Here is a 22,656-nt window from a genome sequence, read left to right on the forward strand (position 1 = left end):
ACCACGGGGGTGGGCGGCCCGGCAATTCAACCAATCAATAAAAAATCGGTATCAATAAACTTGGCACACTATTGAGTTCTCAAACAACAGACACATTCGGATACTCTGCGAATATAATTTCCGGTTCAATAACCGGCAATTTCTTTTCCGCGTTTCCTCGCTGCGATGTTTCCAGCTTATTTCATTCATTTTCACTTTGCAAATCCGGGTTATTCACCCGATATTCACTTCGATGAATGAATCCGCCCAGCACTAAAGGGAAGCTTTTCTTCTTTCAAGCTTTGAAGGTGAAGAATTGCTTCTCAGTGAAGGGGGTTTGTCCCCGCTCAGCGGCGGCGACTCAAAAGACAATACACGCTCCCCCACGGCCGTGCAAATCGGCCGCGGAGAAGCGTGCATTTGGTCGGTTCCGGTGCTAGGGCTCCGGTATCAACGGTTCCGGCGCGAAGCGTGCAAGTGCTAGACGCCGGTCACCTGCACCGTGGCCAGGTTCTTCTTGCCCCGGCGCAGCAGCAGGTACTTGCCGTGCAGCAGCTGTGACGAGGGAATCACCGCGTCCGGATCGGAGACCTTGGTGTTGTTGACGTAGGCACCGCCCTCGCCGACAACCCGCCGGGCTGCAGACTTGCTGTCCGACAGGCCCGAGGCAACCAGCAGGTCAATGATGCCAAGGCCAGTTCCATCCACAGAAGCGGACGGGAGTTCCGCCGTCGCCGCGGCAAGCGTCTGTTCGTCCAGTACCGACAGGTCGCCATTGCCGAAGACCGCAGCGGAGGCGGCAATAACCTTTTCCGTCGCTTCGACACCGTGGACCAGCGAGGTGACTTCGTACGCGAGCTTCCGCTGCCCTTCCCGGGCGAAGGGGCGCTCGGCCACGGAAACAGCCAGTTCATCGATCTCGGCGCGGGTCAGGAAGGTGAACACCTTCAGCCGGTCAACGACGTCGGCATCCGCGGTGTTCAGCCAGAACTGGTAGAAGGTGTACGGGCTGACCATGGCAGCGTCCAGCCAGATGGCGTTGCCCTCGCTCTTACCGAACTTGGTGCCGTCGGCATTGGTGATGAGCGGAGTACCGAGTGCATGGACCGTCTTGCCCTCCACCTTGCGGATGAGTTCCGTACCGCTGGTGAGGTTGCCCCACTGGTCTGAGCCGCCGGTCTGCAGCACGCAGCCGTAGTCCCGGTAAAGCTGCAGGTAGTCCATGCCCTGCAGGATCTGGTAGCTGAACTCCGTGTAGCTGATGCCTTCCTCAGAGTTCAGGCGTGAGGCCACGGCATCCTTGCGCAGCATCGTGCCCACGCGGAAGTGCTTGCCGACCTCGCGGAGGAAGTCGATCGCGCTCAGCGGTGCCGTCCAGTCGAGGTTGTTGACCATGCGGGCGGCGTTGGCGCCGTCAAAGCTGAGGAAGCGGCGGACCTGGGCCTGCAGGTAGCCGACCCATTCCGACACGGTGTCCTTCGTGTTCAGTGTGCGTTCCGCCGTCGGACGGGGATCGCCGATCAGACCGGTGGAGCCGCCCACGAGGCCGAGGGGCTTGTGGCCGGCCAACTGAATGCGCCTCATGAGGAGAAGCTGGACCAGGTTTCCCAGGTGGAGGCTCGGCGCCGTGGGATCGAATCCGCAGTAATACGTGACCGGCTCGCCGGCGAGGAGCTTTTCCAGTTCCACCTCGTCGGTGGATACGTGGACGAGGCCGCGCCATTTGAGCTCCTGCCAGATGTTGGCGAAGCTGGGGTCGTTCTGCTGGGATTCGAGGTCGTTTAGTTGTGACACGCCTTCTAAGTTAGCAGGATCAGCGCCACGCGGATGCGTGCCGGAGGCAGGCCCGGCCTCGGACGGCCGGACCTGCCCCGAAGGGACAACCCGCAAGGGACGAACCCGCAAGGGACAAAGCTGGTTAACGCTCGATGCCTGCCGGAACCTCATCGGCCGCGATCAGCCGCAGCCGTTGTGTGGGGCGGGTCATGGCGACGTACAGGTCGCCGACCCTGCCGTGTTCGTGGTTCAGCATGGCGCGCGGTTCCAGGACCACGACGCCGTCGAACTCAAGTCCCTTGGCCTCCCGCGGGCTGATAACCACCATGTCCTGTTCATAGCTGCCGGCACCGGTGCCCAGCCGGGAACCGTACTCGGCACGCAGCGCGGCCGTGGCCTCCCGCAGCAGGTCGCCGTCGGCAATCACGGCGAGCAGGCCGCCGTCGAGCGCTTCCAGCTCCTCGGGGAGGACCTCCACCAGCCGTTTTACCAGGCCGCCGTGGTCAACACGGTCGATGACCGGTGACCAGCGGCCTTCCCGGACTGCCTTCGGGGCAGAGACCACCAGGCCAGCGGCGTTGGCCATGCGGGCCGCTGCCTCGGCGATTTGCGACGGCGTGCGGTAGTTCACCGTGAGCTCTTCAAGCTGCCAGCGGTCGCCGAACATCGGGGCGAGGGCTCCCTGCCAGGACTTAGCACCGGCCACCGAACTGGTCTGGGCGATGTCCCCCACGATGGTGAACGACTTGAGCGGGCAGCGGCGGACCAGGAGCCTCCACTGCATGGGCGACAGTTCCTGGGCCTCGTCGACGACGATGTGGCCGAAAGCCCAGGTGCGGTCGCTGGTGGCGCGCTCGGCGGCCGTCAGGCGGGCCTCGCGCTCCTCGTTTTGCTCAACGAGCTCCTCGGCCGACATCAGGACATCGACGCCGGCCGACTCCATGTTGACCAGCGTCTGCCGGGCATTGGCCAGGGCGCGGGCACGGTCCTGCTCCTGCTGGGCGAGACCGCGGCCGGCAGCGGGATCAAGCTCACCGAGGAGTTCCGCTGCTTCGTCAAGCAGGGGCACATCGGCCTCTGTCCACGGGGCGTCCGGAGCGCGCAGCAGGAGCTCGCGTTCCCGGGCGGTCAGCCCGGGCGTGCAGGCTTCGAGAAGGGCCGGTTTGCTGAGGAGTTCGCTGACGAGCTTCTCGGGCGTCATCGGCATCCAGCACAGGTTCAGCGCGATGCGCACGTCACGGGCTGTCCGGACGTCCTCGGCCAGGTAGGAGCGGTCGGCGTTGTTGCCGATGTTGCCGGCCTCGACGAGCTCGGTCATCTGCTCGGTCAGCTCGCGGAGCAGGATCTTGACGAACGTAACGCGGGCCTCGTTGTGCGGCTTGCCGGTGGAGCGTGCGCGTTCACGGGCGCGCCGGACCTGACGGGGCGTGAGGGTCAGCTTGCGGCCGTCGACTTCAAGGATCCGGTTTTCGGCCGGAATGCGCTGCCGGTTGGCCACGGCATTGGCGATGACCTCTGCCATGTCCAGCCTGCCCTTGATCGCGGCCACGTCGGCTTCCTGCTCCGGTACCGCGTTGATGCCCGGCATGAGCCTGCCGAGGCTGGCCATCACCACGCCGGTCTCACCCAGCGACGGCAGGACGCGTTCGATGTACTTCATGAACGACGACGACGGGCCCACCAGCAGCACGCCGGCGGACTTGAGCCGGTCACGGTGGGTATACAGCAGGTAAGCGGCACGGTGCAGGGCCACGGCCGTCTTGCCGGTGCCGGGTCCGCCCTGGACCACGAGCGCGCCGGAGATGGAGGACCGGATGATGCGGTCCTGCTCGGACTGGATGGTGCCGACGATGTCCGACATGCGGCCGGTGCGCTTGGAGTTCAGGGCGGCCAGCAGGGCACCCTCGCCCTGTAGGGAATCGGCGTCCGAGAGCATGTCGGCGTCCAGGACGTCGTCCTCAATGGCTTTGACCTCGCGGCCCTGCAGGATCAGGTGCCGGCGCCGGCGGACACCCTGGCGGTCGAACGCGGTGGCCTGGTAGAAGTGGCCTGCCTCGGGCGCGCGCCAGTCGACCATGAGCCGGACGAGGTCCTCGGTGGTGAGCCCGATGCGGCCGATGTACTGCGCCTCGCCGGAGTCCAGGTCCAGCCGGCCAAACACCAGCCGGTCGTCGACGGCGTCGAGCTGGGCGAGGCGGTCCTCGTACAGGGCAGCGAAGGCGTCGCGTTCGGAGACATTCTGCATGGTGCCGACTGCTCCCGCACGGCGCACCTGGGCCAGCTGGGTGCGCTTTTCCTCGCGCAGTTCATCAAGCCGTGCGTACAGACCGGCTACGTAGTCCCGTTCGTGGGCCAAATCGGCGTCGTGCATCGTTCCCCTATCGCAAAAGACAGACCGTCCATTCTATAACCTTTTCGGCTGGCGTGGCGGCTGTTGAGCTGCTTAAAGCAGGTTATCTCAGAGGCGCAGCAGCGACCGCACGCGGTGCCCGGCCAGGGCGGAGCGGCCGCGCAGCTCACCGAGCTCCATCACCACGCCGACGCCGGACACATGGACGCCGCAGCGTTCAAACAGGCGGGCGGCTGCTCCGAGCGTGCCGCCGGTGGCGAGGACGTCGTCCAGGATCAGCACCCGGCTGCCGCGGGCCAGGTCCGTCTTGTGCAGCTCCAGGGTGGAGGTGCCGTATTCCAGGGCGTAGTCCTCCGAGTACACCTCGCGCGGCAGCTTGCCGGCCTTGCGCACCGTAACAACACCGGTGCCGGTGGCGTAGGCCGCGGCCGCGGCGAGCAGGAACCCCCGCGCCTCGACGCCGGCCACGGCATCGAACTGCCCCTTGAAGGGCTCAACCAGCGCATCAACAACTGCCCGGAAAGCGGGGCCGTCGGCGAAGACGGGGGTCAGGTCCTTGAAGGTGATGCCGGGCTTGGGATAGTCCGGAACCGTCGCGCAGAGGCTGGTGATGAGTTCGTCGACGGGACGGGGCCTGGGCGCAGGATGACGTTCGCTGGAGTTCACCCGTCAAGCCTACGCCCGCGGCGGACGTGCCTTCGCAGCCTTATAGCGGGACACGGTGGGGTCCCCGGTGATCCAGAACCGCCAAGGGTAGTCGTGGGTGCCGCCGTGCCCGGCGACGCCCACCCTGGGCCCGGAACTGACATGCGCGGCGGGTGCATGCGGCAGTGCAAGACTGAAAGGGGAACTCAGGGCGTCCCGCCCGCTGTCCTCGGTGGTCAGCCCGAGTGCCGTGGCCAGCCGGGCGGGTCCGCTGGCCAGGTCCTTCGGCGCTTTCGACGTCGGACGCCGCGCCAGCGCCAGGTCGCGGCCCTCGACGATTTCCCCAGCGCGCAACAGCACGGCCGAGGCATGGCCCGCCGGACCGCAGACGATGTTGGCGCAGTTGTGCATGCCATACGTGAAGTAGACGTAGAGGTGGCCGGCCGGGCCGAACATGGGCGCGTTCCTGCGGGTGGGCCCGCGGTACGTGTGCGAGCCGGGATCCGGATGGAGCGAATCCACGGGGCCCATGTACGCCTCGAGTTCCGTGATCCGGACCGCGACGGTACCTTCCTCGCCGGCATGCGTCAGTACCGCGCCAAGGAGCAGCGGGGCAATCTCCCGCGCGTCGCCGGACAGGAACTGCCGCACAGGGCCACTGGTGGTCATGCCCCGACTCTACCGAAGCGGTTGCCGCCCAAACCGGCCCCCCGGAAGACACCCCACGGCCATGTCCGATTTCCGCTAGCACGGCCCTTGGGCTGCTGGCAGGATGGAGTCATGGACTTCTGGCAGCGCTACCGCGCCATCGACGCGCGGGACACCCGCTTCGACGGGCAGTTCTACACAGCGGTGCGGACCACGGGCATCTACTGCCGGCCTTCATGCCCGGCGCGGACCCCGAAGGCGGAGAACGTCACCTTCTATGAGACGTCCGCCGCCGCGCATGAAGCCGGATACCGCGCGTGCAAGCGCTGCCTGCCCGAGGCCGTGCCGGGCACACCGGCGTGGAACCTGCGCTCGGACATTGCCGGCCGGGCCATGCGACTGATCAACGACGGCGTGATCAACCGCGACGGCGTTGAGGGGCTGGCAGCGCGGCTGGGCTATTCGTCCCGCCAGCTCAACCGGATCCTCAGCCACGAGCTCGGCGCCGGGCCCCTGTCCCTGGCCCGGGCCAGCAGGGCGCAGACCGCCCGCACGCTGCTCGTGTCCACATCGATGAAGCATGCCGACGTCGCCTTCGCCGCGGGTTTCAGCAGCGTCCGCCAGTTCAACGAGACCGTGGCCGAGGTGTTCGACATGACGCCGACCGCCCTGCGCGGCACCGCCCGGCACCATCCGCCGGCCCCGGCGAGCACATCGCTCACCCTGGCCCTCCCCTACCGCGAGCCGTTCGACCCGGGCGTGTTCAGCTTCCTCGCCGCGCGTGCCATTGCCGGCATTGAGGCCGGAACCGCAACGTCCTATGGGCGGACGCTGAGACTGCCGCACGGGGATGCACGCTTCAGCGTGGAGTACACCGGTCCAGGGAACAGTCCCGTACAGGACGGCACCGTAGCAGGTGGCACCGTAACCGGCGGGACTGTGGAGTACGACGGCGGACCGCAGCGGCGGCCACTGGTGCTCACCATCGGTGCGGTGGACCTTAGAGACCTGCCTGCCCTGCTGAGCAGGGTACGCCGGCTTTTCGACCTCGACGCCGATCCCGTCGCCATCGACGGGGCACTGGGAGCCGATCCCCGGCTTGCGGCGTCCGTGGCGGCATCACCGGGGATCCGCCTGCCGGGAGCCCTGGATCCGCAGGAACTGCTGGTCCGGGCCATGGTGGGGCAGCAGATCACGGTCGCCGCCGCCCGCACCGCCCTCACGCAGCTGGCCGCTGCCGGAAGCCACAGCGCGGCGGCGGGCGACGGGCTGAGCCGGCTCTTCCCGTCCCCCGCGCAGATCGCCGAAGCCGGAGCTGAACTGCTTCGCGGCCCGCGGCGCAGGATAGAGTCTCTGCTGGCCGTCGCCACGGCTTTGGCTGACGGGACGCTGGACATTGGCTACGGGGACGATCTGCCGGGTCTTTCCGCCAAGCTGCTGCCATTGCCCGGCATCGGGCCGTGGACGGTGGGCTATGTGGCCATGCGGGTCCTCGGCGCACCGGACGTTTTCCTCGCCAACGACGCCGCGGTGCGCAACGGAATCCGGGCGCTGCCGACTGGATTCAATGATTCCGGTTTCGGTGATCCCGGCCATATCGGTGATCCCGGCGCCCCGCCCCCGGTAACCGGCAGTCCGCGAGGTGGCACCGCCCCGTCGTCGGACTTCCGGGAAGCCAGCCCGTGGCGTTCGTACGCCACCATGCATCTGTGGCGGGCAGCCGCCGCCGTGCCAGGAACCTCCACCGCCCGCAAGGCGCAAACAACGAAAGAAGCAGTGCGATGAAAGCCCAGCTCCTCACCATGTCGACGCCGGATGGACCGTTCACCATCATCGCCCGCGACGGCGTAGTGCTCGCCTCAGGCTGGACCGCCGACCCGAAGGAGCTCACCGGCCAGATCCATCCGGAACTGCTGCCCGACGAATACGAAGCGGTGGAGCACCTCGGACTGATTTCCGCGGCGGTGGAGGCCTTCTACGCCGGCGATCCGGCGCCGGCCATGGGCGTGCCCGTGCTGCAGAAGTCGGGTCCGTTCCGCGCCCATGCCTGGGACGTGCTCCGGACCGTCAGCCCGGGGGCACCGGTCACCTACACCGAATACGCGGAGCTGTCCGGCAATGCGAAGGCAGTCCGGGCCGCGGCCAGCGCCTGTGCCTTCAATGCCGCGGCGCTGTTCGTGCCGTGCCACCGGGTGATCCGCACGGACGGCACGATGGGCGGGTTTCGCTGGGGGCTGCGGATCAAGGAAAGCCTGCTGGCCCGCGAAAAGCAGGGCCTCTCTGCCGGTTGAGTGCTGCCGGTTGAGCTACTTGGCGGGCACCCCGGAAGGCCACGGCAGCAGTTCCGGCAGGTCCACCCCGTCGGCAGCGGCCGCGGCGCGCAGGCTGCCGAGCGACGGTTCCCGTCCGGCGAGCCACGCCGCAATGTCGGTGACCATCCCGCTGATGACAGTGGAGCGGCCGCCGGTGCCGATCGTCGTGGGAGGCATGCCCAGAGGCTGCAGTACCAGCTTTTGGTCCTCCGGCACACGCGCGGCCAGGAAACCGAAGAGGTGCTCACAGAACTGCCTGCTCCACGTTTCGGGGCCGCGGCCGGTGTTGAGGTCCGAGGCGTGAATCACGAGTTCGCGCCAGAGCGCAAAGCCGCCGTCCAGCACCACTCCCCCGCGGTAGGAAATCGGCGCGTGCCAGCCGCCGGCACCAGACGCATCAGCGTCCAGCGCGTCGAAGGCGCGCAGTGCCCGGTCCAGAGCTGAGTCCAGGTCCGCGCGGTGCTGCTCCAGAGCATGTCCGGCGCTCATTTCGATAGCTTTCGTGCGCCCGTCATAGCCGCCGTCGTACAGTTCCACCGTTTCCCCGCGCGCGGCGTATTCGAGCTGCCGCGCCATCGCGTTGGAGATGCCGGCGATATGCGCGAGGACGTGCCCGCGGGTCCAGCCCGGCAGGGCCGACGGCCCCCGGACATCAGCATCGGTGAGTTTCGCTGCCAGGGAGGTCACGACGTCGGCAGCTTTGTGGAGTTCGGCGCGCAAAGTATCCGGTGCGAGGGTGCCTGGTGTGATTGCCGTCATGCCGCCATCCTACGCACGGTTTATCCCGCTTAACGCAGCGAGGTGGCACTTAGCGGCAATAGTTCCGAAGAACATTGCCGCCAAACGCCACCTCGCGTGGGCGGAGTGCTACCCCGCGTACTCGCGGACGCCCTTTAGCTCGCCTTCCAGCGCAGCAAGCTGGCGTTCGACGGCGGCCGGTGCCGTGCCGCCCTGCGAGTTCCGGCTGTTGAGGGAGCCTTCCGTGCTGAGGACGCTGCGGACCTCCGGGGTGAGGTGCTCCGAAATGGCGGCATACTCCTCGTCCGTGAGGTCCCACAGTTCCACGTCGCGGCTTTCGGCCTGCTTCACGGCCGCGCCGGACAGTTCGTGCGCTTCGCGGAAGGGCACGCCCTGGCGGACCAGCCACTCGGCGATGTCCGTGGCCAGCGCGAAGCCCTGCGGCGCCAGCGATTCCATCCGGTCCGCATTGAACTTCAGCGTGGCGATCATGCCCGAGACCGCCGGCAGCAGCAGCTCCAGCGTGTCGGCCGCGTCGAACACCGGCTCCTTGTCCTCCTGCAGGTCACGGTTGTACGCGAGCGGCAGGCCCTTCAGCGTGGCCAGCAGGCCGGTGAGGTTTCCGATCAGCCGGCCGGCCTTGCCGCGGGCCAGCTCTGCCACGTCCGGGTTCTTCTTCTGCGGCATGATGGACGATCCCGTGGAGTAGGAATCGTGCAGCGTGACGAAGGAGAACTCCTTGGTGGCCCAGAAGATGACTTCCTCCGAGACCCTGGACAGGTCCACGCCGATCATCGCCGCCACCCAGGCGAACTCGGCAAAGACATCGCGGGACGCGGTGCCGTCGATCGAGTTGTGCACGGCCGAGTAGAAGCCCAGGTCAGCCGCCACGGCCTCGGGGTCAAGGCCAAGCGAGGAACCGGCCAGGGCGCCCGAGCCGTACGGCGAAACGCCGGCGCGCTTGTCCCAGTCCTGCAGCCGCTGCACGTCGCGCAGCAGCGCCCAGGCGTGGGCCAGCAGGTGGTGGCTGAGCAGGACGGGCTGGGCGTGCTGCAGGTGGGTGCGGCCGGGCATCGCCACACCGGGGTGGGCTTTGGCCTGATCCACCAGCGCATCGATCGTGGCCAGCACGCCGCGGGCGATGATCCGGGCGTGGTCGCGCAGGAACATGCGGCCCAGAGTGGCCACCTGGTCGTTGCGCGAACGCCCCGCCCGGAGCTTTCCGCCGAGCTGGGTTCCGGCGCGCTCGATCAGTCCACGTTCCAGCGAACCGTGCACGTCCTCATCGGATTCCGCCGGGACGTAGGCGCCCGAAGCGACGTCCGCGTCCAGCCGGTCCAGGGCGGCGAGCATGCCTTCGAGTTCGGCTTCGTCCAGCAGCCCGGCCTTGTGCAGCACGCGCGCGTGCGCCTTGGAACCGGCGATGTCGTAGCGGGCCAGGCGCCAGTCGAAGTGCGTGGACTTGCTCAGCGCCGCGAGGGCATCGGCGGGGCCGCCGTCGAACCGGCCGCCCCAGAGCGCGCCGGTATTAGTAGCCTCCGATTTGGTCCCCGGACGCACCCCAGCCTCGCTTCGCTCGGCCGGGGACCCCTGCGCCCGTGGGCCCTGCTGCTGACTCACTTTCCTGCGACGCGGATGTCGCGGCCGGAGGCAACCTTGGCCGACATGCCCCACAGTTCGATGAAGCCGCGCGCCATGGACTGGTCGAACGTGTCGCCGGTGTCATAGGTGGCGAGGTTGAAGTCGTAGAGCGCGGTCTCGGAGCGGCGTCCGTTGACGATCGCCTGGCCGCCGTGCAGCACCATGCGGATGTCGCCGGTGACGTACTTCTGGGTGTCCTCGATGAAGGCGTCCAGGGAGCGCTTCAGCGGGGAGAACCACTGGCCGTCGTACACGAGTTCCGCCCAGCGCTGGCCAACGGTGGCCTTGAAGCGGGCCTGCTCGCGCTCGATGGTGACGTCCTCGAGGTGCTTGTGCGCGGTGATGAGCGCCATGGCGCCCGGTGCTTCGTAGATTTCGCGGGACTTGATGCCCACGAGGCGGTCCTCGACGACGTCGATCCGGCCCACGCCCTGTGCGCCGGCGCGGCGGTTCAGTTCCTTGATGGCCTGCAGCGGGGTGACCTTCACGCCGTCAATCGCGACAGGCACGCCTGCTTCGAAGGAGATGGTGACCTCGTCCGGTGCCGGCGGGAATTCCGGGGTGGCGGTGTAGTCGTAGATGTCCTTGGTGGGGGCGTTCCAGATGTCCTCGAGGTAGCCGGTTTCGACGGCGCGTCCCCAGACGTTCTGGTCGATCGAGTACGGGTTCTTCTTGGTGGTCTCGATCGGCAGGCCCTTTTCCTCGGCGAAGGCGATGGCCTTGTCGCGGGTCAGGGCGAGGTCGCGGACCGGCGCGATGCACTTCAGGTCCGGGCCGAGGGTCTGGATGCCCACTTCGAAGCGGACCTGGTCGTTGCCCTTGCCGGTGCAGCCGTGGGCCACGGTGGTGGCGCCGAATTCGCGGGCGGCCTTGACCAGGTGCTTGACGATGACCGGACGGGAGATGGCGGACACCAGCGGGTAGTGGCCCTGGTAGAGGGCGTTGGCCTTCAGGGTGGGCACGCAGTATTCGTTGGCGAACTCGTCGGACGCGTCGGCCACGTAGGCCTCGACGGCGCCGCAGCCGAGGGCGCGCTGGCGGATGGTTTCCAGCGATTCGCCGCCCTGTCCGACGTCGACCGCCACAGCGATGACCTCGGCGCCGGTGGCTTCCCCGATCCAGCCGATGGCTACGGAAGTATCCAGGCCACCTGAGTAGGCCAGAACAATACGCTCAGTCACGGAACATGCTCCTTAGTTGTTTGTTTGTGTTTTCGTTTGTCTTAGAAGGCCACGGTCGGGACGGCAAAAGTCCGGCCTATTGGCCGGCTTCCTCGGCGAGCTGCAGGAACCGGGCGGCCAGGTCCGGGCCGCCCAGCGGGTCCCGGGCCACGAGCAGCACTGTGTCGTCCCCGGCGATGGTGCCCAGGATCGAGGGCATCACCGAATGGTCGATGGCGAGGGCGAGGAAGTTCGCGGCGCCGGGCGGGGTGCGGAGCACCACGAGGTTGGCCGATGCCTCGGCCGTGACCAGCAGCTCACCGCAGAGCCGCGCGAGCCTGGCATCGAGGATTTCCTGGCTTACCCCGCTCTTGGCCGCCCGCTCCCCGCCTTCGCCGGGGACGGCGTACACCAGCACGCCCTCTTTGCCCCGGACGCGGACGGCACCGAGCTCCACAAGGTCGCGCGACAGCGTGGCCTGGGTGACCTGCACGCCGTCGTCCGCCAGCAGTGCCGCAAGCTCCGCTTGGGAACGCACCGATTCGCCGGTCAGGATCGCGGTGATCCGAGCCTGGCGGGCGGTTTTGGTGGCCGGGCTTGCGCCGGGGGCCGCCGGGTTGGTGGACACTAGAACGTGCTCTCCCCGGTGCCCTCAACGGGGGAAAGCCCGTCGACGAAAGCCAGCCCGGACCGGTGCATGAGCCAGGCCATGAGCCCCTTCTGCGCATGCAGGCGGTTCTCGGCCTCGTCCCACACGATCGACTGCGGACCATCGATCACGCCGGCCGAGATTTCGTAGCCGCGATAGGCCGGAAGGCAGTGCAGCACCACGGCGTCCGCGGCGGCCTGGGCCAGGGCGGCCTCGTCCACGGAGTATTCACGGAACAGCTGCAGCCGCGCCTCCTTCTCCGCTTCCTGGCCCATGGATACCCAGGTGTCAGTGGCGACGACGTCCGCTCCCTTGAGTGCCTCCGCAGCGTCGGTGGTGATGAGGACGGAGCCGCCGGTCTCGGCGGCGCGTTCCTGGGCGGCGGCCACGATCCCGGCGGCGGGCAGGTAGCCCTCCGGGCCGGCGATGCGGACGTGCATGCCGGCTGTGACGCCGGCCAGCAGGTAGGAGTTGGCCATGTTGTTGGCGGCGTCGCCGAGGTAGGCCATGGTGAGGCCCTTGAGTTCGCCCTTGTGCTCCTTGACCGTCAGGAGGTCGGCGAGCAACTGGCAGGGGTGGTAGTCGTCGCACAGGGCGTTGATGACCGGAACCTTCGAGTTCTCAGCCATGGCAACCAGGCCGGAGTGCGCGCCCGTCCGCCACACAATGGTGGAGACCATGCGCTCGAGGACCTTGGCGGTGTCCTCGACGGACTCCTTGTGCCCGATCTGCGCTTCGCCCGGGTTGATGATCAGGGCGTTGCCGCCCATATCGGCCACGCCGGTGGCAAAGGAGACCCGGGTCCGGGTGGAGGTCTTGTCGAAAATGACGGCCACGGTCTTGCGGCCGCTGCCTTCGGCGGCGAACGGCTGGACGCTGTACGGCGCGGCCTTCATCCGGCCGGCGAGCTCCAGGACTTCCGCCTGCTCGGCAGGGGTGAGGTCCGTGTCCTTGAGGAAGTGGCGGATGGTGCCGGTGGAAGTCACTGTGCGTCCTTTGCGGTTTGCAGGATGGCCGGAAGGGCGGCCAGGAAACGGTCCGCCTGCTCCATGGTGAGGATGAGCGGCGGTGCCAGGCGGATGGTGTGCGGGCCGGGGCTGTTAATGATGAAGCCGGCGTCCAGGGCTGCGGTCACGGTTGCGGGGGCGACGTCGGCGTCCAGGTCGAAGCCGATCAGCAGTCCCTCGCCGCGCACCTCCGTGACACCGTCGACGGCGGCCAGCGCCTTCCGGACATGGTCACCCACGCTGCGGACGTTCTCCAGCACGTGCTGGCTTTCGATGGCGTGCAGCGTGGCCAGTGCGGCCGCGGTGGCCACCGGGTTTCCGCCGAACGTGCTGCCATGCTGCCCGGCGGACAGGAGCGACGACGCCTGCTCTCCGAACGTGATGAGGGCGCCGATCGGGAATCCGCCGCCGAGGCCCTTGGCCAGCGTGATGGCGTCCGGCACGATCCCGGCGTCCTCGCTGGCCAGCCACTTGCCCGTGCGTGCGATGCCTGTCTGCACCTCGTCCAGGATCAGCAGCGCACCGGCTTCGGAGGTGGCTTCACGCGCCGCCTTCAGGTAGCCGGCCGGCAGGGGCCGGACGCCTGCCTCACCCTGGATCGGTTCCAGGAAGACGGCGGCGACGGTGTCGTCGACGGCGTTGCGCAGGGCCTCGATGTCCCCGAACGGAATGTGCTCCACTCCCCCGGGCACGGGCTCGAAGGGGGTGCGGTAGGCCTCCTTGGCGGTGAGCGCCAGCGCGCCCATGGTCCGGCCATGGAATGCGCCTTCGAGCGCGATGATCCGGGTGCGGGGCTTGCCGCTGGCCTCACCCGCTGCGGAACCCGAGTTCCGGCGGGCCAGCTTGAAGGCGGCCTCGTTGGCCTCGGTGCCGGAGTTGGTGAAGAACACCTTGGAGCCGGCAGGCGCTGCGCTGAGCTCCAGGAGCTTTTCGGCCAGGGCGATCTGGGTGGGACTGGTGAAGAAGTTGGAGACATGCCCGAGGGTGGCCAGCTGGCTGGAGATCACCGAGGTCACGAACGGGTGGGCGTGGCCCAGCGCGTTGACGGCGATGCCGCCGAGGAGGTCCAGGTATTCCTTGCCGTCGGCGTCCCAGACGAGGCAGCCGGCGCCGCGGACCAGCACCCGCTGGGGCGTGCCGAAGACGCCCATCAGCGACGAGGAGTAGCGCGCCAGCCACTCGGAGCCGCTGCTGCTGGGGACTATTGTGGTTGCGGCGGCCTCCCCAGCGTCAGGGGCCTGGCTCACGTCAACAGTTTCGTTCATGCGTTCGTCTCCTCGTCCGGGACCACCTGGGTGCCGATGCCCGCCGTCGTAAATGTTTCCAGAAGCATTGAGTGCGGCAGCCGGCCGTCCACAATGTGCGCCCGCTCCACGCCCTCGTCAATGGCCTTGAGGCAGGCGGCCATCTTCGGGATCATGCCGGATTCGAGCCTGGGGAGCATGTCCCGCAGCTCCGAGGCCGTCAGCGAGGAAATCAGCGAGGATTTGTCCGGCCAGTTGGCGTAAAGGCCTTCGACGTCGGTCAGGATGACCAGCTTCGAGGCGCCCAGCGCGGAGGCGACGGCGGCCGCCGCTGTGTCCGCGTTGACGTTCAGGACCTGGCCGGTGGGCTGGAAGCGCGCGGTGCCGGTCACGCCGTCGCCGGCGTCGGTGATCTCCGGGGCGACGGTGGAGATCACCGGGATCCGGCCGGCGTCGAGAATGTCCACGATGCCGGCGGGGTCCACGCCGACCACCTCGCCCACGAGGCCGAGGTCCACCTCCTCGCCGTCAACCACGGTACCGGTGCGGACGGCGCGCAGCAGGCCGCCGTCCTCGCCGGACATGCCGACGGCGTACGGCCCGTGCGAGTTGATCAGGCCCACCAGTTCACGGCCCACCTGGCCGGTGAGGACCATGCGCACCACGTCCATCGCCTCGGGCGTGGTCACGCGCAGGCCGCCCTTGAACTCCGACTCGATGCCGAGCCTGCCCAGCATTGAGTTGATCTGCGGGCCGCCGCCGTGGACCACCACGGGGTGGATGCCCACGTGGTGGAGGAACACGACGTCCTCGGCGAAAGCGCGGCGCAGTTCATCGTTGACCATGGCGTTGCCGCCGTATTTGATCACCATGGTGGTTCCGGCGAAGCGCTGGATCCACGGCAGGGCTTCGATGAGCGTGCCTGCCTTGTCCTGGGCATCACTCATGGACGTTGATTCGCGGGTCTGGGTGTTCATGCGGCTGGTTCTCCAGGGTTGCTGGCGGATCTAGCTTGAGTAGGCCCATCTAGCTCGAGTAGGCCTATCTAGCTTGAATAAGCACTGTTCTCGTGGACGTAGTCGTGCGTGAGGTCGTTGGTCCAGATGGTCGCCTCCGCCTCGCCGGCCTGCAGGTCGATTTCGACCCTCACCTCGCGCGGTTCCAGGTCCACCAGCTTACGGTCCTGGCCGATGCCGCCGTTCTGGCAGATCTGGATGCCGTTCATGGACACGTTGAGCTGGTCCGGCTCGAAGACGGCGTCGGTGGTGCCCACCGCGGAGAGCACCCGGCCCCAGTTGGGGTCCTTGCCGAAGATGGCGGCCTTGAAGAGGTTGGAGCGGGCCACGGCCCGGCTGACGGTTTCGGCATCGCGTTCGGTGGCGGCGTTGAACGTCCGGATCGCGATGTCATGGCTGGCACCCTCGGCATCGCCGATCAGCTTGCGGGCCAGCTCGGCGCATACCTGGGTGAGGCCCTTGGCGAAAACGCCGTCGGACGGAACTGCTTTGGACGCGCCCGAGGCCAGCAGCACCACGGTGTCATTGGTGGACATGCAACCGTCCGAGTCGGCGCGGTCGAAGGTGACGCGCGTGGCGTCGCGGAGGGCGAGGTCGAGCAATTCCGGCTGGACGTCGGCATCCGTGGTCAGGACCACCAGCATGGTGGCCAGCCCGGGCGCCAGCATGCCGGCGCCCTTCGCGATGCCGCCGATGGTGAATTCGTTGCCGTCGGCGTCGGCGCCGGTAAAGACCGCCTGCTTGGACACCGTGTCGGTGGTCATGATCGCGGTGGCGGCGTCAGCTCCGCCGTCGGCGCTCAGGGCGGCTGCCGCTGCATCGATGCCCGGGACGATCTTGTCCATGGGCAGCTGCTCGCCGATCAGGCCAGTGGAGCACACAAAGACGTCGGTGGCGGACAGGCCGAGCGCCTCAGCCGTTTTTTCCGCCGTCGTGTGCGTGTTCTGGAAGCCCTGCGGGCCGGTGCAGGCATTGGCGCCGCCGGAGTTGAGGATCACGGCGTCGACACGGCCGTCCGAAACCACCTGGCGTGACCAGTGGACGGGGGCCGCAGCCACCCGGTTCGAGGTGAAGACGGCGGCCGCCGCCTTGGATGGTCCGTCGTTGACCACGAGGGCGAGGTCCGGGTTTCCTGAGGCCTTGAGTCCTGCCGTGACGCCGGAGGCACGGAATCCCTTGGGGGCGGTAACGGTCACGGGGCAACTCCCTGCAGGTTGAGGCCAGCGGTTTCCGGCAGGCCAAGGGCAATGTTCATGGACTGTACCGCTCCACCGGCGGTGCCTTTGGTCAGGTTGTCGATGGCGCAGGTGACGATGACGCGCCCGACGTGTGCGTCGTAGGCAAGCTGCATGGCGGCGTGGTTGGAGCCAAGCACGGATTTGGTGGTGGGCCACTGGCCCTCGGGCAGCAGGTGGACGAACGGTTCGTCGTCGTACGCTTCCGCCCAGGCACGGCGCAGTTCCTCGGCGCCGACGCCGGGCTTGACCCGTGCGGTGGCGGTGGTGAGGATGCCGCGGCTCATGGGCGCCAGGGTGGGGGTGAAGGAAACCGTCACGTCTTCACCGGAGGCGTTGGACAGGCCCTGTTCGATTTCCGGCGTGTGCCGGTGGCCGCCGCCCACGCCATAGGGGCTCATCGACCCCATGACCTCCGAGCCGATGAGGTTCACCTTCGCCGCTTTTCCGGCCCCCGAGGTGCCGGAGGCGGAGACGATGACGACGTCATTGCCCTCGAGCAGGCCGGCTGCGAAGCCCGGCGTGAGGGCGAGCAGCGAGGACGTCGGGTAGCAGCCCGGGACGGCGATCCGGCTGGCGCCCTTGAGCTTCTCGCGCTGGCCTGGCAGCTCAGGGAGGCCATACGGCCAGGTCCCGGCGTGGTCCGAGCCGTAGAACTTTTCCCAGGCGGTGGCGGATTCCAGGCGGTGGTCCGCGCCGGCGTCGATCACCACCGTGCCCTCGGGAAGCTTGGCCGCGATCTCGGCGGACGCGCCGTGCGGCAGGGCGAGGAACACGACGTCGTGCCCCGACAGGTTCTCCACGCTGGTGTCCTCGAGAATCCTGCTTGCCAGGCCATGGAGATGCGGCTGCAGTTCGCCTAGTCTGGAACCGGCGTTGCTGTGTGCCGTGATGGCCCCGATAGTGACGTCCGGATGGCCGGCCAGGAGCCGGAGGACTTCGCCGCCGGCGTAGCCGCTGGCGCCTGAAACGGCAACAGAAATAGTCATAACCACGACTATACAGCAAGACTATGCATAGATCCCGATATTTATGCATAGTCTTGCTGTGCCTCCTTATGCCGGGTTCTGCCCGACTTCGCCTGTTCCGGCCCGGTCCCTAGGATGAGGTGAGGAAGGGTGCCGGAGGTCCCGGCCCGGAAAAGGAGAAATTCCATGACGCACGCCATCGTCGCCCGGCAGCCGGGCGGACCGGAGGTTCTGGACTTCACGGAGATCGACCGCCCCGCCCCCGGTCCCGGCCAGCTGCTGGTGAAGGTAGCGGCAACCGGCGTCAACTTCATCGAAACCTACCAGCGCAGCGGCACCTACAAGGTGGCCTACCCGTTCACGCCGGGTTCGGAAGCCGCCGGTGTCGTGGAGGAGATCGGCGAAGGCGTGGAGGACTACACCGTGGGCAGCCGGGTAGCCACGGCCGAGGGAACCGCCTGCTACGCCGGGTACATCGTGCTGGACGCCGCGAAGGCGCTGCCCGTACCGGACGCCGTCGACGATCGGACCGCCGCGGCCCTCCCGCTCCAGGGCATGACGGCCCACTACCTGATCAACTCCTCGTTCCGCGTCGAGCCCGGGCATAGTGTGCTGGTCCACGCCGGCGCCGGCGGGGTTGGCCTGCTGCTGATCCAGCTGCTGAAGGCCCGCGGCGCACGCGTCATCACCACCGTTTCCACGGATGAGAAGGAATCCCTGGCCCGCGGGGCCGGCGCGGACGAGGTGCTGCGCTACAACGGCTTCCCCCACGCTGTCCGCGACCTGACCCACGGCGCCGGCGTGAACGTTGTGTACGACGGCGTGGGCAAGGATACGTTCGACGGCTCGCTGTCGAGCCTGCGCACCCGCGGTTCGATGGTGCTCTTCGGCGCCGCGTCCGGCCCGGTCCCGCCGGTGGACCCGCAGCGGCTCAACGCCGGCGGCTCACTGACCCTGACCCGCCCGTCGCTCGCCCACTTCCTCGGCAACCCGCAGGAACGCCTGTGGCGCTCCACAGAAATCTTCGGCGCCGCGGCCGACGGCAGCCTGAAGGTGCGCATCGGCGCCACCTACCCGCTGGCCGAGGCCCGCCGGGCACACGAGGACCTCGAAGGCCGGCGCACCACCGGCAAGGTCCTCCTGCTCCCTTAAAGCAGCCTGCAGTCCCGTAACAATGCAGCCCCGGATGAACGGAAGGGAAACGATGTCACCTTCCGTTCATCTTGCTGGGAGAGAATCCACCGCGTGATTGAGCCCCTGCCGAAAGTTCTGGACACTGCCGCTCCCCCTGCCGCCGGGGCACCGGCGGCGGAGGCGGTGCACCAGGCACAGGTGTATGCAGCGCAGCTGCCCCGCGCTGCCGCCGCCCCGCCGGAGCGGACCCTGGTGGACATCCTCACCGAGACCGCCGCACGTTTCCCGGACGCTTCGGCGCTCGACGACGGCCGCCGCTCCCTGAGCTACGCCCAGCTACTGACCGAGGTTAAGGCCGAGGGCCGGCGGCTCCACCAGGCCGGACTGGGAGCCGGTGACAAGATCGGTGTACGGATCCCTTCCGGCACCAACGAGCTCTACATCGCAATCCTGGCCGTGCTGCTGATCGGTGCCGCGTACGTCCCCGTGGACGCGGATGACCCGGACGAACGGGCCAAACTGGTTTTCGGCGAGGCACGGGTGGCCGCCATCCTGCGTGCCAGCGGCGAGATCGTCACGGACAGCAAGCGTCCCCGCCCTTTCCCGGCCCCGCGCCCGGCCACCCCCGACGACGACGCCTGGGTCATCTTCACTTCCGGTTCCACCGGGACGCCCAAGGGGGTGGCGGTGCAGCACCGTTCCGCAGCGGCATTCGTGGATGCTGAAGCCCGACTCTTCCTGCGGGATGAGCCAGTGGGGCCGCAGGACCGCGTGCTCGCGGGACTGTCCGTGGCCTTCGACGCCTCGTGTGAAGAGATGTGGCTGGCCTGGCGCCACGGCGCCTGCCTCGTGCCGGCCCCGCGGGCCCTGGTGCGCACCGGCATGGACCTGGGACCGTGGCTGATCAACCACGGCATCACAGTGGTCTCCACCGTTCCCACGCTTGCGGCGCTGTGGCCGGCAGAGGCCCTGGAGAACGTCCGGCTGCTGATCTTCGGCGGCGAGGCCTGCCCGCCCGAACTGGCCGAGCGCCTGGCCGTGGACGGCCGTGAAGTGTGGAACACCTACGGACCCACCGAGGCAACAGTCGTGGCCTGCGCCGCTCCCCTGGGCGGCACCGGCCCGGTGAGAATCGGGCTCCCGCTGGACGGCTGGGACCTGGCCGTGGTGGACGCTCACGGCGTCCCGGTGGCCGAAGGCGGGGTGGGCGAGCTCATCATCGGCGGCGTGGGTCTGGCCCGCTACCTCGATCCGCAGAAGGATGCGGAGAAATATGCCCCTCTGCCGTCACTGGGGTGGGGGCGCGCCTACCGTTCCGGCGACCTGGTCCGGTTCGAGCGTGCGGGCCTGATCTTCATGGGACGCGCCGACGAACAGGTCAAGCTGGGCGGCCGCCGGATCGAACTCGGTGAGATCGACGCTGCCCTGCAGTCCCTCCCGGGTGTTGCGGGCGCCGCCGCCGCTGTCCGTACGACGGCGGCGGGCAACCAGGTCCTGGTGGGGTACCTGGCTCCCGCCGGCGGGACGGACCCCGCACCGGACGTTGCTCCCTTGGACCTTGCCGCGTTCCGTGAGCTCCTGTCCGCCACCCTGCCGGCCCCGCTCATCCCGATGCTGGCCGTCGTCGACACCCTGCCCACCAAGACCAGCGGGAAGGTTGACCGGCATTCGCTGCCCTGGCCCCTGCCGGGCGCCGGCGCGGCGGCAGCGGACGCCGCGCCGCTGAACCTGCCGGAGGATGCCCAGTGGATCGTTGAGCAGTGGCAGGCAGTGCTGGGCAGCAGCGTCGCCGGCCTCGACGCCGACTTCTTCGCCCACGGCGGCGGTTCGCTCGCCGCGGCGCAGCTCGTCTCCGCACTGCGGGTCCGCTACCCCACCATCACCGTGGCCGACATCTACGCCACCCCGCGCATCGGCGCGCTGATCGAGGCGGCCCGCCAGTCGCTGCCCGACGGCGCCTCCGCCGGTCCGGCCCCGGAACGGCCCGTCCGCCCCACGGCCCTGAAGTCACAGGTCTTCCAGACCCTCATGGGCATCCCGCTGCATATCCTGGCGGGCATGCGCTGGCTGACTTACCTGATGGCTGCCAACAACGTCCTGTTCACGCTTGCCGGGTTCACCGGCGCCCCCACGGTGTCCTGGTGGTGGGTGGCCGCCTCCTGGCTGGTCTTCGTCAGCCCGCTGGGACGCATGGCCATCTCTGTTGCCGCCGCCCGCCTCCTGCTTCGCAACGTGGAGCCGGGGACTTATCCGAGGGCAGGGAAGGTGCACCTGCGCCTCTGGCTGGCCGAACAGATCCAGGATCTGGCCGGCGCCGTCAGTCTCGCCAGTGCGCCCTGGGTGCCCTACTATGCAAGGGCCCTCGGCGCCAAGATCGGCAGCAACATCCATCTGCACTCGCTTCCCCCGGTGACCGGCTTCCTCACCCTGGGGCGGGGCTGCAATATCGAGCCCGAAGTTGACCTGGCCGGGTGGTGGATCGACGGTGACATTGTCCGCATCGGCCACATCCACGTCGGGGCGGACGCCACCGTGGGAGCCCGCAGCACCCTCATGCCCGGGGCCAGCATCGGCGCCGGCGGGCAGGTGGAAGCGGGCTCCGCCGTGCTGGGCAAGGTCAAGTCCGGCCAGGTGGTGGCAGGCTCCCCGGCCCAACGGCGTGGCAAGGCGAAGCAGGAGTGGCCCCCGGCACAGCCCACCAGTTCCCTGCTGGGCCGCCTCTGGTTCACGGCCTTCGCTGCCGCGTCCGCCATCCTCGCGCTGATCCCTTACGCTTCAGCCGCGGCTGCGGCCCTGGTGGTCTTCCTGTTCATCCGGGGCAACGACTCACTGCTCAGTGCCCTGCCCCAGGTGCTGGCATCCGTTCCCCTCGCTGCGCTGACCTGGTTCCTCACCAATATGCTGCTGATCCTGGCCACCACCAGGCTCCTGGGACTCGGCCTGAAGGAGGGCTATTACCGGGTCCGCAGCCGCGTGGGCTGGCAGGTGTGGGCCACCGAGCGGGTGCTGGACATGGCCCGGGACATGCTGTTCCCGATCTACGCCAGCCTGTTCACACCGGTTTGGCTGCGGCTGCTGGGAGCCAAGGTCGGCAAGAATGTCGAGGCATCCACCGTCCTGCTGCTGCCGCGCATGACCACGGTGGGCGAGGGCGCCTTCCTCGCTGACGACACCATGGTGGCCTCCTATGAGCTCGGCGGCGGATGGATGCGGATCGCGCCGGCGAAAATCGGCAAGCGCTCCTTCCTTGGCAACTCCGGCATGACCGCTGCCGGGCGCAGCGTGCCAAAGAACTCGCTGGTGGCAGTCCTCTCCGCGACCCCGGGCAAGGCCAAGTCAGGCACCTCCTGGCTGGGCAGCCCGCCGGTCAGGCTGCGGCGCACGGCGGTGGCATCCGACAGCACCCGCACGTTCCAGCCGCCGGCCAGGCTCAAGGTGGCCCGGAGCCTCTGGGAGCTCTGCCGGTTCGTGCCGGTGGCCCTGACGGTGGCCCTGGCCCTCGGTGTGCTGCTCGTCTTCGACTGGCTCGCCTCCACCCTCGGCTACGGCGCGGCGGCAGCCCTCGGCGGCGTGGTCCTGCTGCTCGCCGGCGGGGTCGCGGCAGGCTGCTCCGTTGCCGCGAAATGGCTGCTCGTGGGCAGGATCAAAGCCGGCGAACACCCGCTGTGGAGCTCCTTCATCTGGCGCAACGAGGTGGTGGATACATTCGTCGAAATGGTGAGTGCCCCGTGGTTCGCCCGCTCCGCCAGCGGCACCCCGGCGCTCGTCTGGTGGCTGCGTGCCCTTGGTGCCAGGATCGGCCGCGGCACGTGGTGTGAAAGCTATTGGCTTCCCGAGGCGGACCTGGTGACGCTCGGCGCCAGCTCCACAGTCAACCGCGGCTGCGTTGTCCAGACGCACCTGTTCCACGACCGCATCATGAGCATCGACACTGTTAGTCTCGAAGACGGGGCGACGATGGGCCCGCACGGCGTGATTCTGCCGCAGGCGAGGATTGGCAAGGGCGGGACCGTCGGTCCGGCGTCCCTGGTGATGCGGGGTGAAACCGTTCCGGCCGGGACGTACTGGATGGGCAATCCGGTCAGCCCGTGGACCGGGCCCGCCGTTCCCGCGCCCCGCGTGAAGTAGCAGCCAGCCACAGCCAAGGAAGTCAC

General features: G+C 68.3%; 17 protein-coding genes. 4 read left to right on the forward strand and 13 right to left on the reverse strand.

The annotated features are described in order from the left end of the window. Positions 1-459: 459 nt before the first annotated feature. The 4 genes from tyrS to ACFTR6_RS18920 form a co-directional block, all read right to left on the reverse strand. Positions 460-1,773 carry a tyrosine--tRNA ligase gene (gene tyrS / locus ACFTR6_RS18905; protein ID WP_076798084.1) on the reverse strand — a complete coding sequence of 438 codons (1,314 nt, stop codon included), beginning with the start codon at positions 1,771-1,773 and terminating at the stop codon, positions 460-462. A gap of 124 nt (positions 1,774-1,897) precedes the next feature. Next, a complete protein-coding gene (locus tag ACFTR6_RS18910) occupies positions 1,898-4,126 on the reverse strand; it encodes an AAA family ATPase (RefSeq protein WP_076798085.1) in 2,229 nt (742 codons plus the stop codon). Positions 4,127-4,213: 87 nt separating this feature from the next. Then, entirely contained in the window at positions 4,214-4,771 is a 558-nt protein-coding gene (locus tag ACFTR6_RS18915) for an adenine phosphoribosyltransferase (protein WP_377959045.1), read from the reverse strand. Between the two features lie 9 nt (positions 4,772-4,780). After that, a complete protein-coding gene (locus ACFTR6_RS18920; protein ID WP_377959046.1) occupies positions 4,781-5,419 on the reverse strand; it encodes a DNA-3-methyladenine glycosylase in 639 nt (212 codons plus the stop codon). Between the two features lie 111 nt (positions 5,420-5,530). On the opposite strand from ACFTR6_RS18920, the gene ACFTR6_RS18925 reads away from it, so the two are divergent. Then, positions 5,531-7,183: a DNA-3-methyladenine glycosylase 2 family protein gene (locus ACFTR6_RS18925; protein ID WP_377959047.1), complete on the forward strand. Its 1,653-nt coding sequence runs from the start codon at positions 5,531-5,533 to the stop codon at positions 7,181-7,183. Further along, positions 7,180-7,689, forward strand: coding sequence for a methylated-DNA--[protein]-cysteine S-methyltransferase (locus tag ACFTR6_RS18930; protein WP_087873491.1), 510 nt, complete (start codon positions 7,180-7,182; stop codon positions 7,687-7,689). Before ACFTR6_RS18925 ends, ACFTR6_RS18930 begins: the two co-directional genes overlap by 4 nt. Before the next feature lie 15 nt (positions 7,690-7,704). Here ACFTR6_RS18930 and ACFTR6_RS18935 read toward each other — a convergent pair whose 3' ends face one another. The 9 genes from ACFTR6_RS18935 to argC form a co-directional block, all read right to left on the reverse strand. Beyond that, positions 7,705-8,469, reverse strand: coding sequence for a maleylpyruvate isomerase family mycothiol-dependent enzyme (locus tag ACFTR6_RS18935; protein ID WP_377959048.1), 765 nt, complete (start codon positions 8,467-8,469; stop codon positions 7,705-7,707). Positions 8,470-8,577: 108 nt separating this feature from the next. Continuing rightward, positions 8,578-10,068: an argininosuccinate lyase gene (gene argH, locus ACFTR6_RS18940; RefSeq protein ID WP_377959049.1), complete on the reverse strand. Its 1,491-nt coding sequence runs from the start codon at positions 10,066-10,068 to the stop codon at positions 8,578-8,580. Continuing rightward, complete coding sequence (locus tag ACFTR6_RS18945) at positions 10,065-11,270, reverse strand: argininosuccinate synthase (RefSeq protein ID WP_076798092.1); 1,206 nt, start codon at positions 11,268-11,270, stop codon at positions 10,065-10,067. The genes argH and ACFTR6_RS18945 overlap by 4 nt, the downstream gene beginning before the upstream one ends. A gap of 76 nt (positions 11,271-11,346) precedes the next feature. Further along, positions 11,347-11,877 (reverse strand): arginine repressor, encoded by a 531-nt coding sequence (locus ACFTR6_RS18950; RefSeq protein WP_076798093.1) that lies wholly within the window; start codon positions 11,875-11,877, stop codon positions 11,347-11,349. Further along, entirely contained in the window at positions 11,877-12,884 is a 1,008-nt protein-coding gene (gene argF / locus ACFTR6_RS18955) for an ornithine carbamoyltransferase (RefSeq protein WP_377959050.1), read from the reverse strand. Before argF ends, ACFTR6_RS18950 begins: the two co-directional genes overlap by 1 nt. After that, a complete protein-coding gene (locus ACFTR6_RS18960) occupies positions 12,881-14,170 on the reverse strand; it encodes an acetylornithine transaminase (RefSeq protein ID WP_377959051.1) in 1,290 nt (429 codons plus the stop codon). Before ACFTR6_RS18960 ends, argF begins: the two co-directional genes overlap by 4 nt. Then, entirely contained in the window at positions 14,167-15,126 is a 960-nt protein-coding gene (gene argB / locus ACFTR6_RS18965) for an acetylglutamate kinase (RefSeq protein ID WP_076798095.1), read from the reverse strand. Before argB ends, ACFTR6_RS18960 begins: the two co-directional genes overlap by 4 nt. Before the next feature lie 68 nt (positions 15,127-15,194). Continuing rightward, positions 15,195-16,361: a bifunctional glutamate N-acetyltransferase/amino-acid acetyltransferase ArgJ gene (gene argJ / locus ACFTR6_RS18970; RefSeq protein WP_076798096.1), complete on the reverse strand. Its 1,167-nt coding sequence runs from the start codon at positions 16,359-16,361 to the stop codon at positions 15,195-15,197. Continuing rightward, the gene (argC, locus tag ACFTR6_RS18975; protein WP_377959052.1) at positions 16,358-17,389 is read right to left on the reverse strand and encodes an N-acetyl-gamma-glutamyl-phosphate reductase; all 1,032 of its coding nucleotides are present in this window, start codon (positions 17,387-17,389) and stop codon (positions 16,358-16,360) included. The genes argJ and argC overlap by 4 nt, the downstream gene beginning before the upstream one ends. A 165-nt stretch (positions 17,390-17,554) precedes the next feature. Here argC and ACFTR6_RS18980 point away from each other — a divergent pair, with 165 nt between their 5' ends. Both ACFTR6_RS18980 and ACFTR6_RS18985 read left to right on the forward strand, forming a co-directional pair. Continuing rightward, a complete protein-coding gene (locus ACFTR6_RS18980; protein ID WP_377959053.1) occupies positions 17,555-18,520 on the forward strand; it encodes a quinone oxidoreductase family protein in 966 nt (321 codons plus the stop codon). A gap of 165 nt (positions 18,521-18,685) precedes the next feature. Then, positions 18,686-22,630: a Pls/PosA family non-ribosomal peptide synthetase gene (locus ACFTR6_RS18985; protein WP_377959078.1), complete on the forward strand. Its 3,945-nt coding sequence runs from the start codon at positions 18,686-18,688 to the stop codon at positions 22,628-22,630. Positions 22,631-22,656: the final 26 nt, after the last annotated feature.

It is taken from the genome of Arthrobacter sp. NPDC057009 (assembly GCF_042673905.1).
In the GTDB taxonomy this organism is placed as follows: domain Bacteria; phylum Actinomycetota; class Actinomycetes; order Actinomycetales; family Micrococcaceae; genus Arthrobacter.

Excerpts from the sequence above, each read along its gene's own strand:
- ACFTR6_RS18910 (WP_076798085.1), bottom strand. The coding sequence starts at position 4,126 with ATGCACGACGCCGATTTGGCCCACGAACGGGACTACGTAGCCGGTCTG.
- ACFTR6_RS18920 (WP_377959046.1), bottom strand. The coding sequence starts at position 5,419 with ATGACCACCAGTGGCCCTGTGCGGCAGTTCCTGTCCGGCGACGCGCGG.
- ACFTR6_RS18925 (WP_377959047.1), top strand. The coding sequence starts at position 5,531 with ATGGACTTCTGGCAGCGCTACCGCGCCATCGACGCGCGGGACACCCGC.
- ACFTR6_RS18930 (WP_087873491.1), top strand. The coding sequence starts at position 7,180 with ATGAAAGCCCAGCTCCTCACCATGTCGACGCCGGATGGACCGTTCACC.
- ACFTR6_RS18935 (WP_377959048.1), bottom strand. The coding sequence starts at position 8,469 with ATGACGGCAATCACACCAGGCACCCTCGCACCGGATACTTTGCGCGCC.
- ACFTR6_RS18960 (WP_377959051.1), bottom strand. The coding sequence starts at position 14,170 with ATGAACGAAACTGTTGACGTGAGCCAGGCCCCTGACGCTGGGGAGGCC.
- argB (WP_076798095.1), bottom strand. The coding sequence starts at position 15,126 with ATGAACACCCAGACCCGCGAATCAACGTCCATGAGTGATGCCCAGGAC.
- argC (WP_377959052.1), bottom strand. The coding sequence starts at position 17,389 with ATGACTATTTCTGTTGCCGTTTCAGGCGCCAGCGGCTACGCCGGCGGC.
- ACFTR6_RS18980 (WP_377959053.1), top strand. The coding sequence starts at position 17,555 with ATGACGCACGCCATCGTCGCCCGGCAGCCGGGCGGACCGGAGGTTCTG.